At 72.9% G+C, this 15708-nt stretch carries 14 protein-coding genes; 9 read left to right on the top strand and 5 right to left on the bottom strand.

The features are described 5' to 3' along the window. Positions 1-922 (bottom strand): ABC transporter ATP-binding protein (locus tag ABZ923_RS33470; RefSeq protein ID WP_361479460.1); only part of this gene is annotated, 922 nt, incomplete at its 3' end. Positions 923-1032: 110 nt separating this feature from the next. Between ABZ923_RS33470 and ABZ923_RS33465 the strand changes: the two genes are divergently transcribed. Further along, a complete protein-coding gene (locus tag ABZ923_RS33465; protein ID WP_361479457.1) occupies positions 1033-1773 on the top strand; it encodes a GntR family transcriptional regulator in 741 nt (246 codons plus the stop codon). Positions 1774-1810: 37 nt separating this feature from the next. Next, positions 1811-2569: a hypothetical protein gene (locus ABZ923_RS33460; protein ID WP_361479454.1), complete on the top strand. Its 759-nt coding sequence runs from the start codon at positions 1811-1813 to the stop codon at positions 2567-2569. A 76-nt stretch (positions 2570-2645) separates the two neighbouring features. On the opposite strand, the gene ABZ923_RS33455 is transcribed toward ABZ923_RS33460, so the two are convergent. Further along, positions 2646-3296, bottom strand: coding sequence for an NAD(P)H-dependent oxidoreductase (locus ABZ923_RS33455; protein WP_361479451.1), 651 nt, complete (start codon positions 3294-3296; stop codon positions 2646-2648). Positions 3297-3426: 130 nt separating this feature from the next. Between ABZ923_RS33455 and ABZ923_RS33450 the strand changes: the two genes are divergently transcribed. Beyond that, on the top strand, positions 3427-3816 hold the full coding sequence (locus tag ABZ923_RS33450) for a helix-turn-helix domain-containing protein (protein WP_361479448.1): 390 nt from the start codon (positions 3427-3429) through the stop codon (positions 3814-3816). 205 nt (positions 3817-4021) lie between these two features. Then, a complete protein-coding gene (locus ABZ923_RS33445) occupies positions 4022-5395 on the top strand; it encodes a S41 family peptidase (RefSeq protein WP_361479445.1) in 1374 nt (457 codons plus the stop codon). A 6-nt stretch (positions 5396-5401) separates the two neighbouring features. On the opposite strand, the gene ABZ923_RS33440 is transcribed toward ABZ923_RS33445, so the two are convergent. After that, positions 5402-6880, bottom strand: coding sequence for a glutamate--cysteine ligase (locus ABZ923_RS33440; protein ID WP_361479442.1), 1479 nt, complete (start codon positions 6878-6880; stop codon positions 5402-5404). Positions 6881-7121: 241 nt separating this feature from the next. Here ABZ923_RS33440 and ABZ923_RS33435 point away from each other — a divergent pair, with 241 nt between their 5' ends. Next, positions 7122-8111 carry a hypothetical protein gene (locus ABZ923_RS33435; RefSeq protein WP_361479439.1) on the top strand — a complete coding sequence of 330 codons (990 nt, stop codon included), beginning with the start codon at positions 7122-7124 and terminating at the stop codon, positions 8109-8111. 27 nt (positions 8112-8138) lie between these two features. Here the strand turns inward: ABZ923_RS33435 and ABZ923_RS33430 are convergent, their stop codons facing one another. Further along, positions 8139-8936, bottom strand: a complete 798-nt coding sequence (locus ABZ923_RS33430) for an SAM-dependent methyltransferase (RefSeq protein ID WP_361479436.1) — start codon at positions 8934-8936, stop codon at positions 8139-8141. A gap of 541 nt (positions 8937-9477) precedes the next feature. On the opposite strand from ABZ923_RS33430, the gene ABZ923_RS33425 reads away from it, so the two are divergent. The 4 genes from ABZ923_RS33425 to ABZ923_RS33410 all read left to right on the top strand — a co-directional run bounded on the left by ABZ923_RS33425 (position 9478) and on the right by ABZ923_RS33410 (position 14363). After that, positions 9478-9885, top strand: a complete 408-nt coding sequence (locus ABZ923_RS33425) for a YciI family protein (protein WP_361479433.1) — start codon at positions 9478-9480, stop codon at positions 9883-9885. A gap of 8 nt (positions 9886-9893) precedes the next feature. Next, positions 9894-11039, top strand: coding sequence for a DUF6596 domain-containing protein (locus ABZ923_RS33420; RefSeq protein WP_361479466.1), 1146 nt, complete (start codon positions 9894-9896; stop codon positions 11037-11039). Positions 11040-11181: 142 nt separating this feature from the next. Continuing rightward, positions 11182-12786: an ABC-F family ATP-binding cassette domain-containing protein gene (locus tag ABZ923_RS33415; protein WP_361479430.1), complete on the top strand. Its 1605-nt coding sequence runs from the start codon at positions 11182-11184 to the stop codon at positions 12784-12786. 125 nt (positions 12787-12911) lie between these two features. After that, positions 12912-14363 carry a WGR domain-containing protein gene (locus ABZ923_RS33410; protein ID WP_361479427.1) on the top strand — a complete coding sequence of 484 codons (1452 nt, stop codon included), beginning with the start codon at positions 12912-12914 and terminating at the stop codon, positions 14361-14363. 12 nt (positions 14364-14375) lie between these two features. Here ABZ923_RS33410 and ABZ923_RS33405 read toward each other — a convergent pair whose 3' ends face one another. Next, positions 14376-15707 (bottom strand): cation:proton antiporter, encoded by a 1332-nt coding sequence (locus tag ABZ923_RS33405; protein ID WP_361479424.1) that lies wholly within the window; start codon positions 15705-15707, stop codon positions 14376-14378. Between the last annotated feature and the right edge of the window lies 1 nt (position 15708).

The raw sequence follows: 15708 nt of genomic DNA, 5'->3' as shown, positions 1-15708 counted from the left end.
TCCCCGGCCCCCCCCCGACAAGGACCACCTGGAAGCGGGTGGCGTCCCCGAGGTAGACGACCTCGGCGACGGTGCCGGTGGCGGTGGTGTGGCCGGGCTCGTCCGGCTCGGCGGCGTCCTTCAGGACGCGGATCTTCTCGGGGCGGATGTTGTAGGTGCCCGGGGAGCCGGTGATCCGGTGGGCCGCCTCGCCTTCGAGGAGGTTGGAGGTGCCGACGAACGAGGCGACGAAGCAGGTCGCCGGACGCTCGTAGATCTCCGCGGGGGTGCCGACCTGGGCGATGCGGCCCTGGTCGAAGACGGCGATCCGGTCGCTCATCGTCAGGGCCTCCTCCTGGTCGTGGGTGACGAAGACGAAGGTGATGCCCACCTCCCGCTGTATCGCCTTGAGCTCGACCTGCATCTGCTCGCGCAGCTTCAGGTCGAGGGCGCCGAGCGGCTCGTCCAGCAGCAGCACGCGGGGCCGGCCGACGAGGGCGCGGGCGAGGGCGACGCGCTGGCGCTGCCCGCCGGACAGCTGGGCGGGCCGGCGCTGGCCGTAGCCTTCGAGGCGGACCTCGGCGAGCGCCTTGCGGGCGCGGACCAGGCGTTCGGCCTTGGGCACCTTGCGGACCCTGAGCCCGTAGGCGACGTTCTGCTCGACCGTCATGTGCGGGAACAGGGCGTAGTCCTGGAACACGGTGTGCACGTCCCGCTCGAACGGGGCGAGGCCGGTGACCTCCTGTCCGGCGAGTTCGATCCGGCCCCGGTCCGGTGTCTCGAACCCGGCGACGAGCCGCAGGACCGTGGTCTTGCCGGAGCCGGAGGGTCCCAGCATCGAGAAGAACTCGCCGTCCCGGATCTCCAGGTCCACCCCGGCCACGGCGGTGGTCTCCCCGAACGACTTGCGCAGGCCCTGCAACCGGATCGCAATTCCCTCCATGCGGGAACCTTTCTGGCGCGCTGAACGTTGACCGCAAACATATGAAGTCATAGGTCATAGCTCAAGGTCCCCTTAGGGTAAAGCTTGAGTCAACGCACAAGGTGGTGACCGTGAGGCCGCACGAGATCGACGCAGGCGCCCGCAGGGCTGTCTTCAGCCCGGTGGACACCCGTGCCCGCGTGGACGCGGTGGTCCGCCGCATAGGCGACGCCATCGAACTGGGCCTCCTCGCCGACGGTGAGCAGCTCCCGGGCGAGAGCGAACTGGCCGGCCGGCTGGGCGTCTCCACGGTCACCCTGCGCGAGGCGCTGATGGCGCTGCGGCAGCAGGGCCTGGTCACCACCCGCCGGGGCCGCGGCGGCGGCAGCTTCGTCTCGCTGCCCGAAGTCCCCGCCGACGACCGGCTCAGGTCCCGCCTGCGCGGCTGGAGCACCGAGGAGCTGCGCGACCTCGGCGACCACTGGGCCGCCCTGTCCGGCGCCGCCGCCCGGCTCGCCGCCCAGCGCACCGAACCCGCGGACCTCCAGCCGCTGCGCCGCACGGCCGGGGAACTGGCGCAGGCCGCGGACGCGGCGGCGCGCAGCCGGCTGTACGGCCGCTTCCACGTCGAACTCGCCGCCGCCGCCCAGTCGGCCCGGCTCACCCGCGAACAGGTGGCGCTGCAGAGCGAGGTGGGCGCCCTGCTGTGTCTCGTCCTGGCCGACGACGCATATCGTGAAGAAGTTGCGGAGCGTCACCGCTCCGTCGTGTGCGCCGTGCAGGATGGGGCCCACGAAACGGCCGGCACGCTGGCCGAGCGGTGCGTCAGGGAGTCGACGGCGCGGCTCGTCGCCGTACGTCTCGCGCTCTGACCGCGCCGCGTCCGGTTTCCGTCCGCTGGAGGACACGATGGGCGTCAGCCTCGGGGCCACCGTCGCCACGGACCCGGAGACAGGGGTGGCCGCCCACGTGTGCGGCGCGCTGGAAGCCGTCTTCGCGGCCGTCGCCGCCACCCGTGCCGACACCGCGGCCCTGCTGAACCGGGTGGCCGCCGAGGGGCGCCGCCCCGCCAGCCGCGACCTCGCCGCCCTGCGCCCCGGACTGCATCTGCGGCTGCGCCACGAGGAACTCGTCTCGGGCGTCGGCTTCGTGGCGGCCCCCGGCCTGCTCGCCGACGTGCCCGCCTGGCTGGAATGGTGGCAGACGGGCGCCGACGGCGCCGTACGCCCGCTCCTGCTGGATCTCGACCCCGGCCGGTCGGCCTACTCCGACTACACGCACTGGGACTGGTTCGCGCTGCCCCGCGACACCGGGCGCCGGGCCGTGGCCGGACCCTACGTGGACTACCTCTGCTCCGACGAGTACAGCCTCACCCTGTCCCAACCGGTGCGGATCCACGGGCGGTTCGCCGGAGTGGCCGCGGCCGACGTGTACCTGCGGCACTTCGAGGCGGCCGTGCTGCCGCTGCTGCGGGGACTGTCCCGGCCGGCCCGCCTGGTGAACGCCCGCGGCCGGGTCGCCGCCTCCACCGACCCCGCCCACCTGGCCGGCTCCCTCACCAGGGGCCCGGACTTCGGTGAGGTCCTCACCGCGGAGCGGCCCGCCGTGTACGACGGCCTGCGGCTGGTGCCGTGCCGGGGCGTCCCCCTGGTGCTCGTCCTGGCCTGAACGCGGCCGTGTCCACGCGTGACCCCGGGCCGGCGCGGTGCCGGCCCGGGGTTTGTGGTGCGGTACGGCAGGACGCTCAGGCGGCGACGCGCTCCGCGAGCTGCCGGGCCCTGACGGCCGCGGCCTCGAAGGCGCGGTCACGGGAGGCCTCGTACAGCGGGACCAGCTCGGCCATCGCCGGGTTCTTCGTCGCCAGGGTCAGCTCCGGGACGATGAACTCCAGGTCCAGGCCGAGGGCGTCGGCCAGGACGGCCTTGAGGTAGTTCTGCACGTACTCGTAGCCCTCGCGCGGGGTGCCCGGCGCGTACGAGCCGCCCCGGCTGGCGACGACGGTGACCGGGGTGCCCTTGGCGGACGGGTTCTCGCCCCCGGTGCGGCCCATGAGGATCACGTTGTCCAGCCAGGCCTTGAGGGTCGACGGGATCGTGTAGTTGTACATCGGGGCGCCGATCAGGATCGCGTCGGCCTGCTCCAGCTCCTCGATCAGCTTCACGCGCTCGGCGAAGACGGCGGCCTGCTCGGGCGTGTGGGTGTTCGGCGGGAGGAAGCCGGCGAGGTGCGCCTCGGCGGTGAGGTGCGGAACGGGCTCGGCCGCCAGGTCGCGGTAGATGACCGTGCCCTGCGGGTGCTGCTCCTCCCAGTGCGTGCGGAAGGCCTCCGTCACGGCGCGGGAAGCCGACGCCTCGGCCGGGTACAGGGACGAATCGATGTGGAGCAGGGTGGCCATGGAGGTCTCCAGGGAAGCTCAGGGCAGCCGGACGCCGCAGCGCGCTCGGCTCACGTTTCGTACTGGACTATGTTTAACACATCGACTTACTTTTTCTCAGCCCCATACGGTGAAGTAGTACCCTGGGGTCATGGCGGCGGAGCAGAACCACGACAGCGCGGCGTGCAAGCGGGTGGACGATGGCATCACCCGGGTCTTCCAGCTGCTCGGCAAACGCTGGAGCGGCCCGATCGTGGCCGTCCTGGTGGGCCAGCCCGCCTACTTCACCGATCTGCGGCGGGCCATCCCCGGCATCAGCGAACGCATGCTGTCCGACCGGCTCGCCGAACTCGGCGCGGCCGGCCTCGTCCTGCGGGAGGTCGACGAGGGCCCCCCGCTGCGTGTCTCCTACCGGCTGACCGACGCCGGAGCGGCCCTGGAGCCCGCCCTCAGGTCACTCGCCGAGTGGGCGAAGTCCTATCTTCCGGAGGCGTCGGCCTGCCCCGAGACGAGCCTGGAGCGGCCCGCCGTACACCGCTAGGGCCTCTCTTCCGGATCTTGCCGGTGTCGCGTCGACCAGGTGGCGCGGTCGCTCGGGGCCGGCCTGATCCGGAAGAAAGACCCTGGCGGCGGCCGTGCCCTGGGGTTGTCCCCCGGGCCGAAGCGCGGGTCCGCCGGATGGCGGGGGAGCGCGGGCATCCGACACGGTGGGGGTCCGCCCACCGCCCGATCCGGAGGACCTCCACGTGCGCATCGTCACGGCCGTCGCCGCCGCCCTCACCATCGCCGCCACCGCGTTACCCGCCGCGTCCGCCGCCCCGGCCGGCCCGCCGGCCACCGAAGGGGTGTGGCGCACCGACGGCTACGGCACCCTCTTCGTCCTCGGCGGGGGAACCCTGCGGGAGTACCAGACCACCTCCCTCAGCTGCATCGAGGGCGACTCCGCACGGCAGACCGGACCCGGCGGTTACCTCACGCCCGACGGCACCGCACTCACCGTACGGACCACCCACGACCGCGACCACGCCCGGCTCGCCGCGGACAGCGGGGTCGGACACCGGCGGCTGACCCGGCTCCGGGCCCTGCCCGCGGACTGCGCCCCGCCCGCCTCCGCGGACCCGCGGACCAGCTTCGACGTGCTCTGGCAGACCTTCGAGGAGAACTACCCCTTCTTCGCGCAGAAGGGCGTCGACTGGCACGCCGTCCGCGACCGGTACCGGCCCCAGGTGCGCCCCGACACCACCGACGCCGAACTCTTCGGCATCTTCAGCCGCATGCTGCGGCCCCTCCACGACGCCCACGTCGCGGTCAAGGACGGCTACCGAATCTTCGCCGAGGTACGGCCCGGGACCGAGCCGCCGAGCCCGGAACTGGACGCCCGGGTCAAGCGGTACACCATCACCCGGGACCTGAAGGACGCGAAGAACCGGCAGGACTTCGCCGCGGGCCGGATCACCTACGCCGACCTGCCCGGCGACCTCGGCTACCTGCGGATCTCCGGCTTCGGCGGCTACGCCGGCGACGGCGCGCCGTTCACCGCCGAACGGGCGGAACTCGACCGGACGCTCGACACCGTCCTGACCCCGGCCCGCACCCGGCGCCTGCACGGCCTGATCATCGACCTGCGGGTGAACGGCGGCGGCTCCGACGCCCTCGGCGTCCGCATCGCCGCCCGGCTGACCGACACCCCGTACACCGCCTACGCCAAACGTGCCCGCAACGACCCGGCCGACCCCACCCGGCACACCCGGCCCGAACCCGTGCCCGTCGTCCCGGCCCACGCGCCCCGGTACACCGGCCCGGTCGCCGTCCTCACCGGCGGATCCACCGTCAGCGCCGGCGAGACCTTCACCCAGGCCCTGCTGGACCGCCCCGGACGCACCGTGCGGATCGGGCAGCCCACCCAGGGCGTCTTCTCGGACGTCATGCTGCGCGCCCTCCCCGACGGCATGCTCTTCATCCTGCCGAACGAGGAGTACCTGACCCGCACCGGCCGCACCTTCGACGGCACGGGCATCCCGCCGCAGCTGACCGAACCGGTCTTCACCGACGAGGAGTTCCGGCAGAACCGCGACTCGGCGTTCGACCGCGCGGTGCGCGTCCTGCGCCCGCGCCGCTGACCCCGCTCAGTCCACCGGCCAGGTGTGCACCGGGGCGTTGAGGTGCATGTAGTCGATGTACACCTGGGTCATCCGGCGCAGCGCCTCGTGCCGGCCGGCGTGCGCCGTGCCGGCGACGTGGTGGAACATCTCCTTCTGCCACACCGCTCCGTTGCGCGCCGTCACACAGCGCTGCTCGATGACGCCGAGCAGCGGCTCCCGCCACGCCGCGTCCATGCCCGAGTGCTCCAGGCCGCGGTGCGCGAGCGGCAGCAGCCGGCGCAGCACCAGCTCCGGCACCGGCACCTCGCCCATCCCGGGCCAGTACAGCAGCGCGTCGATGCCGTGCCGGGCGGCGGAGTGCAGATTGTCCTCGGCGGCAGCGAAGGACATCCGCGACCACACCGGCCGGTCCTCCTCCACCAGGGCCCGGGTCAGCCCGTAGTAGAACGCGCCGTTGGCGAGGGTGTCGGCCACCGTCGGGCCGGCGGGCAGCACCCGGTTCTCCACCCGGATGTGCGGGAGGTCGTTCGCCACGGCGTACACCGGCCGGTTCCAGCGGTAGATCGTGCCGTTGTGCAGGGTCAGTTCGGACAGCTCGGGGGTGTCGCCGCGGTCCAGCGTCTCCACCGGGGACTGCTCGTCGCACAGGGGCAGCAGAGCCGGGAAGTAGCGCAGGTTCTCCTCGAACAGGTCGAAGACGCTGGTGATCCACCGCTCCCCGAACCACACCCGGGGCCGTACCCCCTGCACCTTGATCTCCTCCGGGCGGGTGTCGGTGGCCTGCTCGAACAACGGGATCCGCGTCTCGTGCCACAGCTCCTTGCCGAACAGGAACGGGGAGTTCGCCGCCAGCGCCACCTGCACCCCGGCGATCGCCTGCGCCGCGTTCCAGTAGCCGGCGAACTCCTCCGGCGAGACCTGCAGATGGAACTGCGTGCTGGTGCACGCGGCCTCCGGGGTGATGCTGTCCGCGTACGTCCGCAGCCGGTCGGGCCCGTCGATCTCGATGCGCAGGTCCTCGCCGCGGGCCGCGAAGATCTGGTCGTTGAGCAGCCGGTAGCGGGGGTTCTCCGACAGGGTCTCCTCGGTGATGTCCTCCTGCCGCAGCGTGGGCAGGATCCCGACCATGAGCAGCCGGGCGCCGACCGACCGGGCCCGCTGGTCGGCGTGGTTCAGCGCGGCCCGGATCTCCGACTCCCAGGCGTCCGGACCACCCGCCGTCAGCCGCCGGGGCGGGACGTTGATCTCCAGGTTGAACCGGCCCAGTTCGGTGGACCACGCCGGGTCGGAGATCGCCTCCAGCACATCGGTGTTGCGCATCGCCGGTTCGGCCCTGTCGTCCACCAGATTCAGCTCTATCTCCAGGCCGACCTGCGGCCGCTCCGACTCGAACCGCGCCTCGCGCAGCATCTGCGCCAGCGCCTCCAGGCACTCGTGCATCTTGATCCGGTACCGGCGGCGGTCCTCGCGGGTGAAGACGAGCGCCGGGACGTCGCGCCCCATCGGCCCTCCAGGTCCCCTCGTCGGACACCTCTCCACCCAGCGTCGCACCATCGCCCGAGGGGCACCAAGCGGGTGGGGCGCGGTGGCGAGGGGCTGCCGGACGGTGCAGGGGCGTCACCGAGCGGAAGCGCGGATTCTCCTTATTGTGCGGGCCGATCATGCATCGACCCCTTCCTCACCATGATCACTTATCAGTAGGGTGCGGCAGTCCGCCCGTACCATCCGCTTCGAAGGAGCCCTCGTGTCCGCGCCCTCAGCCCGACCCTCCCGCCGCCACCTGCTGACCGGAAGCGCCGGCCTGGCGCTCGCCGCCTCCGCCGGGTCGCTGGTCTCGCCGTCCCGGGCCGCCGCGGCCGAGCCGAAGTCCGCCGCGCTGTACCCGCTCAAGCCGACGCACCTGCTGGAGGCCGAGACGCTGGTGGAGTACCTGCGGCTGCGGACGAACCCCTGGGACCACAACCGGTACAACGTGGAGACCGACGGAAGGACCCTGGGCAGAACCACGGTGACCTGGGGCCGTCCCGGGCACCCCGAGGAGTTCGAGAACCTGTCCCAGTGCGCGTCGTTCATGACCCTGCTGCTGGAGCGCGCCTACGGCGCCGACACCGCCTACGGCTGGGCCACCTCGTCCTACTTCGACCAGTACTTCCCGACCAAGGGCGCCCCGGCCGGCACCACCCGCACCGGTACCTACCCCACCGCCGAGGACCTGCAGGCCGGTTTCCTCAACGCCTCCGACGTGCCGCACTTCGACCCGGTGACCAAGCCGGTCAACCTGCGCCCCGGTGACATCGTCGCCTGGGACAAGGACCCCGACAACAAGACCGTCCCCTACACCGGGCACACCGTGATGATCCGCGCCTACCTGGGGACCTACGCCTCCTCCGTCGACAGCAAGCTCGGCATATCCGGCGTCGTCCCGCACCTCTTCCAGATCGTCGACTGCACCGACAACCCGCACGGCGGCCCGGACCTCGCCAGCCAGACCAGCATCGACCGCTACCGGGCCTACCCCGACACGCGGGCCGAGCTGAGCGACGACAACCGCACCTGGACGCAGCACAACGGCGTCGGCTACGGCCACATGGTCCTCTACGCCGACCCCGACACGGGCCTCTTCGTGGGCTACCGCTGGAGCCTCAACAGCTCCCAGCCGTACCCCGCGGTGGCGCAGGCGGTCGACGGCAAGCGGCAGATCGCCGCGGGCCGCGTCAACGCGTTCGTGGTGTAGGGCCGGCACCGCCGGCGCCCTGGCCGGTCAGGAGGCTTTGCGGGCCACACCGCCGTAGAAGCCGATCTCCTCGGACCGGGGCGGCGGCGGGGTGTCCGGGCGCCAGAACGGGATCTGGGCCAGGCCCGGCTCGACCAGCTCGAAGCCGTCGAAGAACCGCTCCACCCCGGCGCGGGTGCGCAGGTTCAGGGAGGCGGTCGCCTTGGTGTAGACCGCCTGGGCGGCGCTGCGGTCGGCGAAGTCGCCGGTGGCGTGCGAGAGCACCAGGAAGCTGCCGGCCGGCAGCGCGTCGCGCAACGTGGCGACGATCTCCTCGGGCCGGTCCGTGTCGGTGAGGAAGTGCAGGACGGCGACGAGGAGCAGGGCGACCGGCTGGTCGAAGTCGATGAGCCGGCGGACGTCGGGATGGTCCAGGACCGACCGTGGGTCCCGCAGGTCGCCGAGGAGGATGCGGGTCGTACCCGAGCGGCTGAGCAGGGTGTTGCCGTGCGCGGCCACGATCGGGTCGTTGTCGACGTAGGCCACGCGGACGTCCGGTGCCACCGACTGGGCGACCTCGTGCACGTTCGGCGACGTGGGCAGGCCGGTACCGATGTCCAGGATCTGGCGGACCCCGCTGCCGACGACGTACCGGACGGCGCGCCGCAGGAAGGCGCGGTTCGCCCGGACACCGATCCGCGCCTCGGGTGCCGCCGCGGCGAGTTCGTCGCCCGCCCGCTGGTCCACCGCGTAGTGGTCCTTGCCGCCCAGGAGGTAGTCGTAGATCCGCGCGGGATGCGGTCTGCCGGTGTCGATGCCCGCGGCCTCGAAGCCGTCCTGTGTCACGCTGAACTCCTCTCCCGGCCGGCACGGCCCCGGCCCGCACCCGGCCGGGCACGGCCTCCCACACGCCCTTTCAACTTCCGCGCCATCCTCGGGAGTCCCGCTGGGGTGATCCGGTCGGGCGGTGCCGTCGACGGGTCGGCGGGGACCGGCCGGCCGTGCCGCCTCACCCGGCCGGGCCCCTCCGACTGGCGCGTGCGGGCGCCGTGCCGGAGGGTCGGAGCAGGATGATCGTCGGAGGGTCTGCGACGGACCGGTGGTCCGGTACGTCCGCCGAGGTCGTGACCCCACGGACCGGCACGCCGCCTCGGCCCCGAGCGGCGGTGGGCCGACCGGCAGGGACGGGGAACGGTGAATCCATGCGCTCGGGCCGTTCCCCGCCCCGTCGGACCCGCCCGGCGACCGGGCACCCGGCGACGGCTCGCCCGGGCTGTTTTCCGCGGGCTGGAAAAAAATCCGACGGCGATGTCGAGAACTCCCGACCGGCTGCGTCCCAGGGGTGAACGCGACCACAATGGGCCGCACGACCCCAGGGAGAAGCACGATGGCCAAGTACCTGCTGCTCAAGCACTACCGCGGCGCCCCGGCTCCGATCAACAACGTGCCGATGGACCAGTGGACGCCGGAGGAGATCTCGGCGCACGTGCGGTACATGCAGGACTTCGCGGCCCGGCTGGAGAAGAGCGGTGAGTTCGTCGACGGCCAGGCGCTCGCCCCCGAGGGAACGTGGGTCCGCTACGACGGTGAAGGGCGCCCGCCGGTCACCGACGGCCCGTTCGCCGAGACCAAGGACCTCATCGCCGGCTGGATGGTGATCGACGTCGACAGCTACGAGCGCGCCGTCGAGCTGGCCGGGGAACTGTCGGCCGCCCCCGGAGCGGGCGGGAAGCCGATCCACGAGTGGCTCGAGGTCCGCCCGTTCCTGGCCGCGCCGCCCACCGTCACGGAGTGAGGGCATCGATGGACGAGGCCCTGCTCAGGAGCCTCACACCGAGGGTGCTCGGGATCCTCGTCCGCCGCGGAGCAGACTTCGCGGCGGCCGAGGACGCCGTCCAGGACGCCCTGGTCGAGGCGATCCGCGTGTGGCCGGCCGACCCGCCGCGGGATGCCAAGGGCTGGCTGGTCACCGTGGCCTGGCGCAAGTTCCTCGACCAGGCCCGGGCGGACACCGCCCGCCGCCGCCGTGAGGACCTGCACGACGAACAGCCGGCGCCCGGGCCCGCGCCCGCGGTGGACGACACCCTCCAGCTCTACTTCCTGTGCGCCCACCCGTCCCTGACGCCGGCCTCCGCGATCGCGCTCACCCTGCGCGCCGTGGGCGGCCTCACCACCCGCCAGATCGCCCAGGCCTACCTGGTGCCGGAGGCGACCATGGCCCAGCGCATCAGCCGGGCCAAGCGCACCGTCTCCGGCGTACGGTTCGACCAGCCGGGCGACGTCGCCACCGTGGTGCGCGTGCTGTACCTCGTCTTCAACGAGGGCTACTCGGGCGACGTGGACCTCGCCGCCGAGTCGATCCGGCTCACCCGGCAGCTCGCCGCCCGGATCGACCACCCGGAAGTGGCGGGGCTGCTCGCCCTGATGCTGCTCCACCACGCCCGCCGCGCCGCCCGGACCGCGCCCGACGGCAGCCTCGTACCCCTCGCCGAGCAGGACCGCGGCCGGTGGGACACCGGGTTGATCGCCGAAGGCGTCCGGATCCTGCAGGCGGCCCTCGCCCGCGACCGGCTGGGCGAGTTCCAGGCCCAGGCCGCCATCGCGGCACTCCACGCCGACGCGCCCACCGCCGAGGAGACCGACTGGGTGCAGATCGTCGAGTGGTACGACGAGCTGGCCCGGCTGACCGACAGCCCCGTCGTCCGGCTCAACCGCGCGGTCGCGGTCGGCGAGGCCGACGGCCCACGCGCCGGCCTGGCCGCGCTCGCCGGGCTGGACCCCTCACTGCCCCGCCACACCGCGGTGGCCGCCTACCTCCACGAGCGCGACGGCGACCTGGCCACGGCGGCACGGCTGTACGCCGAGGCGGCCCACCAGGCACCCAACCTCGCCGAGCGCGACCACCTCACCCGCCGGGCCGCCCGCCTCAACGCCCGCCGCGGATCCTGACGACCGCGGCCGGAGGAAAACGGCATGCGCCGGTACCGGCGCCCGCGTTACCGTGGCGGCATGTCCACGCCCCGAATCTCCTAGCCGAGGACCCGCTTCCCTGCCAGAAGTGTGTCCTTTTGCTTTTTCGGAGCGTTCCCGCATGATCACCGTTCGTGATGCCGAGCTGCGCGCCGGCGCCCGCCTCCTGCTGTCCGGCGTCTCCTTCACCGTCTCCCCCGGGGACCGGATCGGCCTGGTCGGCCGCAACGGCGCCGGCAAGACGACCCTCATGACCGCCCTCGCCGGGCAGTCCAGGCCCGCCGCCGGCGTCGTCGCCCGCACCGGGCCGGTCGGCTTCCTGGCGCAGGACTCGCGCGCCGCCGACCCGGCCGTGACCGTCACCGACCGCATCCTGTCCGCCCGCGGACTCGACCGCGCGCTGCGCACCCTGCGTGAGGCCGAGGCGGCGATGGCCGGGGCCGCCGGCGCGTCGCAGCTGGACCGGGCGATGCGCGGCTACGCGCGCGCCGAGGCCGCCTTCCAGGCCGGCGGCGGGTACGCCGCCGAGGCCGAGGCGGCCCGCGTCGCGGCCGGACTGGGCCTGCCCGAACGGGTGCTCGGCGAGCCCGTCGGTGCCCTCTCCGGCGGACAGAAGCGCCGCGTGGAACTGGCCCGCATCCTGTTCGCCGGCCCCGACCGCACCCTGCTGCTGGACGAGCCGACCAACCACCTCGACGCCGACTCGCGTGCCTGGCTGCGCTCCTTCCTCCAGGCCCACCAGGGCGGACTCGTGCTGATCAGCCACGACACGGCCCTGCTCACCGATGTCGTCAACCGCGTCTTCCACCTGGACGCCACCCGGGCCGCCCTCGACATCCACAACACGGGCTGGCGGACGTACCTGAGCCGGCGCACAGCGGACGAGCGGCGCCGCACCCGGGAGCGGACGAGCGCCGAACGCAAGGCCGCCGCCCTGCACGCCCAGGCCGACCGGATGAAGGCCCGCTCCGCCACCGCCACCATGGCCCGCAGCATGGCCCGGCGCGCCGACCGGATGCTGGCCGGGCTGGAACCGGCCCGGCGCACCGAGAAGACCGCCCGGATCCGGCTGCCCGAGCCCGCCCCGTGCGGGCGCACACCGCTCGGTGCGATCAGCCTCGCCAAGTCCTACGGCGGCCACCGCGTCCTCGACGGGGTGGACCTGGCCGTGGACCGGGGCAGCCGGCTGGTCGTGCTCGGCCTCAACGGCGCCGGCAAGACCACCCTGCTGCGCATCCTCGCCGGCGCCGAACGGCCCGACGGCGGACGCGTGGTGCACGGCCACGGACTGCGCCTGGGCTACTTCGCCCAGGAGCACGACACCCTGCGCACCGGGCGCACGGTGCTGGAGAACCTCACCTTGGCCGCACCGCACCTGAGCCCGGGCGAGGCGCGGCGCGTCCTGGGCGCCTTCCTGTTCACCGGCGACGACGCCGACAAGCCCGCCGGTGTGCTCTCCGGCGGGGAGAAGACCCGGCTGGCGCTGGCCGGCCTGGTGCACTCCGGGGCGAACGTGCTGCTGCTCGACGAGCCGACCAACAACCTCGACCCGGCCTCCCGCGACGAGGTGCTGGCCGCGGTCGGCTCGTACCCCGGCGCGATCGTGATGGTCACCCACGACGAGGGCGCCGTCGACGCGCTGCGACCGGACCGGGTGCTGCTCCTGCCGGACGCGGCCGAGGACCTGTGGAACGAGGACTACCGGGACCTGATCGCCCTGGCCTGACACCGGTTCCCGCCCCTGGGCCGACCGCCGGGCCCAGGGGCGTTGTCAGTGGGTCCCTTTACCGTCAGGAGCAGTTGAGGACCGGCGGGAACGGCCGTGGGTCCGCTCTTGGGGAGGGGTCTGCCATGTCCACGGGGTCCGCGGTGTCGACGACGTATCTGGAGCTGTCGCAGGAGGGCGGCGGCGCCCACAAGTTCTACGAGGTGACGGTCGACGGACTGGTGGTGACGGTGCGGTACGGCCGGATCGGCGCCGCCGGGCAGACCCAGACGACGACGTTCCCGACCGCGGAGAAGGCACGGGCGGCCGCCGCGAAGAAGGTGGGGGAGAAGGTCCGCAAGGGATACGCCCCGGCCGTCCAGGGCGGGCGCGCCCCGCGCGCGGTGACCCGCCGTCAGGTCAGCTCCGCCCCGTCCACCGCGCGGGCCGTCGCGCCGGTGCTGTGGCGGTTCCGCACCGGCTCCGCCGCGTTCGGCATCCATGTCGACGACGAGCGCTGCTGGGTGGGCAACCAGGCCGGTGACGTGTACACCCTGGACCACGACGGCGCCGTCCTGGCCCGCTTCAGCCTGCCGGACGGGGTGAAGTGCCTGGTCGCCGACGACTTCTGGATCTACGCCGGCTGCGACGACGGCAAGGTCTACGACCTCTCCTCCAAACTGCCCTTCGCCGCCTACGACATCGCCGCCGACGTCGACATCTTCTGGCTGGACATCCACGAGGGCGTCCTGGACGTGTCCGACCGCGACGGCCGGCTCACGGTCATCGACCACGAGGACGAACACCAGTGGTCCCGCCGCAGCCAGGGCGAGCACGCCTGGATGGTCCGCGCCGACGACCGCGCCGTCTACCACGGCCACCACCGGGGCGTCACCGCCTACGCACCGGACGGCGGCGGCGAGTTGTGGCACACGCCCACCAAGGGCGGCGTGCTCTTCGGCTGGCAGGAGCAGGACGCGGTGTACGCCGGCACCGCGCACCGCGCGGTCCAGCGGCTGTCGAAGGACACCGGCGCCGTCGAGGCGACGTACGCGTGCGACAGCGCCGTGTACTCGTGCGCCACCTCGCCCGGCGGCCGGTTCGTCTTCGCCGGGGACTCCGCCTCCTCCGTCTACTGCTTCGACCGGGACGGCACGCGGCTGTGGAAGCTCGGCACGGGCAGCGGTTCGGCGCTGTCCATGCAGTACCGCGACGAGCGGCTGTACCTGGTCACCACCGACGGTTCGCTGGTGTGCGTCGACGCCGGCGAGGCGGCGATCTCGGCCGCCCAGCAGGGCACGGTGCCGGTGGTACGGGACGTCAAGCTCGCCGCCGCCCTGCCGACGTACGCCCCCGCCACGGCCGTGGCCGCGGTGTCCACGGTCGCCCAGGCTCCCGCCGGGGCGGTGGTGGTCCAGTGCGTCCAGGAGGCGGGCCGGCTGCGGGTGCACGTGCTCTCCGACGGCTACGACTCCTCCTGGAACGTCCAGTTCCCGCGCGCGATACGCGAACCCGGCGCCCGGTACGTCGTCGACGCCCTGCACCCGGCGGCGGGCGGCTTCTACCGCGTCCGCGGCGACATCCGCCGCCTGCTCTGACCGCGCTGCGACTCAGCTCCGGGCGGAGGCCGGTACGGAGGCGTCGGACGGGTCGGACGCACCGGAGGCGGCGGCGACGAGCTGCTTCTCCCGGGTCTCGGGGACGGCCCACCGGAAGAGCGGCAGTGCCATGCCGGTCGTCACCACGGCGACCAGCACCAGCAGGGAGAAGACGTCCCGCGAGATGATGTGTTCGGCCAGGCCGACGTTGATGAAGATCAGGATCATCAGGCCCCGGGCGTTCATCAGGCCGCCCACCGCCCATGACTCCCGCCAGCTGAAACCGATGCCCCGCATGGCGAGGGCGCAGCCGGTGTACTTCCCGGTCACCGCCGCCGCCAGCATCAGCACGAAGGCGATCAGCATCGACCACCCCCCGATGCCGTCGAGTTGGGTGTTGAGCCCGGAGAAGGTGAAGAAGGCCGGGAGCATGAGAACGCAGACCAGGTCCATCATGCGCTGCTGCAGCGCCGCGACGAACGCCGGGTCCTTCGGCATGGACAGCCCGGCGATGAATCCGCCGAAGACCGAGTAGACGCCGATCAGGTCCGTGAACCAGCCGGCGGCCAGCACGACGGCGAGGACGATGTACAGCTGGTCGAACCCGAGCCGGCCGGTCCGCTCCACCCGCTCGCCCAGCGGTTTCAGGGCGCGGGCGACGAACACCAGCATCACGACGGAGAACAGGGCGGCGACGACGATGGTGCCCAGCGCCTTGCCCAGGCCGTGGTTGCCGTGCAGCGCCGTGAGGACGGCGAGGAAGCACCACGCCGCGGCGTCGTCCAGCGAGGCACCGAGGAGGGACAGGCGCCCCAGGCGGGAGTGCTGCAGGTTCCGTTCGTACAGGATGCGGGCGAGCATCGGGAAGGCCGTGATCGACAGGGCCCCGCCCAGGAAGAGGCAGAACTCGCCCATGCCCACGCCGGGCAGCGACATCTCCCCGTGCAGTACCGCGCCCACGGCCATCCCCAGGGCCAGCGGCACGCCGATGCCCGACAGGGCCAGCACGGCGGCCCGGCCGCCCTCCCGGGCGTCGGCGGCCTTGTGGCTGAAGCCCGCCCCCACGAGGAACATGAAGAGGGTGAGGCCCACCGTGCTCCACACATAGAGGACCGACTTCACGTCGGCCGGGAAGAGGGACGTCTGGCTCTGCGGCCAGAGCTTGCCCAGCACGGTGGGCCCCAGGAGGACACCCGCGACCATCTCGCCGAGCACCCGCGGCTGCTTCAGCGCCACGGCCAGCCGGCCGCACACGCCGGAGGCCACCAGCACCACCAGCAGGGCGGGGACGACATCCAGCAGCAGGACCAGGTTCTTGTCCGTCGGCGTGTTGAAGAAGGACATC

Source organism: Streptomyces sp. NPDC046881 (assembly GCF_040645015.1).
GTDB lineage: Bacteria > Actinomycetota > Actinomycetes > Streptomycetales > Streptomycetaceae > Streptomyces.
This window is presented reverse-complemented; position numbering and strand designations above follow the sequence as displayed.

Bases quoted from the DNA above. Each gene is read 5' to 3' on its own strand.
- ABZ923_RS33415 (WP_361479430.1), top strand. From the start codon at position 11,182: ATGATCACCGTTCGTGATGCCGAGCTGCGCGCCGGCGCCCGCCTCCTG.
- ABZ923_RS33460 (WP_361479454.1), top strand. From the start codon at position 1,811: ATGGGCGTCAGCCTCGGGGCCACCGTCGCCACGGACCCGGAGACAGGG.
- ABZ923_RS33450 (WP_361479448.1), top strand. From the start codon at position 3,427: ATGGCGGCGGAGCAGAACCACGACAGCGCGGCGTGCAAGCGGGTGGAC.
- ABZ923_RS33420 (WP_361479466.1), top strand. From the start codon at position 9,894: ATGGACGAGGCCCTGCTCAGGAGCCTCACACCGAGGGTGCTCGGGATC.
- ABZ923_RS33410 (WP_361479427.1), top strand. From the start codon at position 12,912: ATGTCCACGGGGTCCGCGGTGTCGACGACGTATCTGGAGCTGTCGCAG.
- ABZ923_RS33455 (WP_361479451.1), bottom strand. From the start codon at position 3,296: ATGGCCACCCTGCTCCACATCGATTCGTCCCTGTACCCGGCCGAGGCG.
- ABZ923_RS33425 (WP_361479433.1), top strand. From the start codon at position 9,478: ATGGCCAAGTACCTGCTGCTCAAGCACTACCGCGGCGCCCCGGCTCCG.
- ABZ923_RS33405 (WP_361479424.1), bottom strand. From the start codon at position 15,707: ATGTCCTTCTTCAACACGCCGACGGACAAGAACCTGGTCCTGCTGCTG.
- ABZ923_RS33440 (WP_361479442.1), bottom strand. From the start codon at position 6,880: ATGGGGCGCGACGTCCCGGCGCTCGTCTTCACCCGCGAGGACCGCCGC.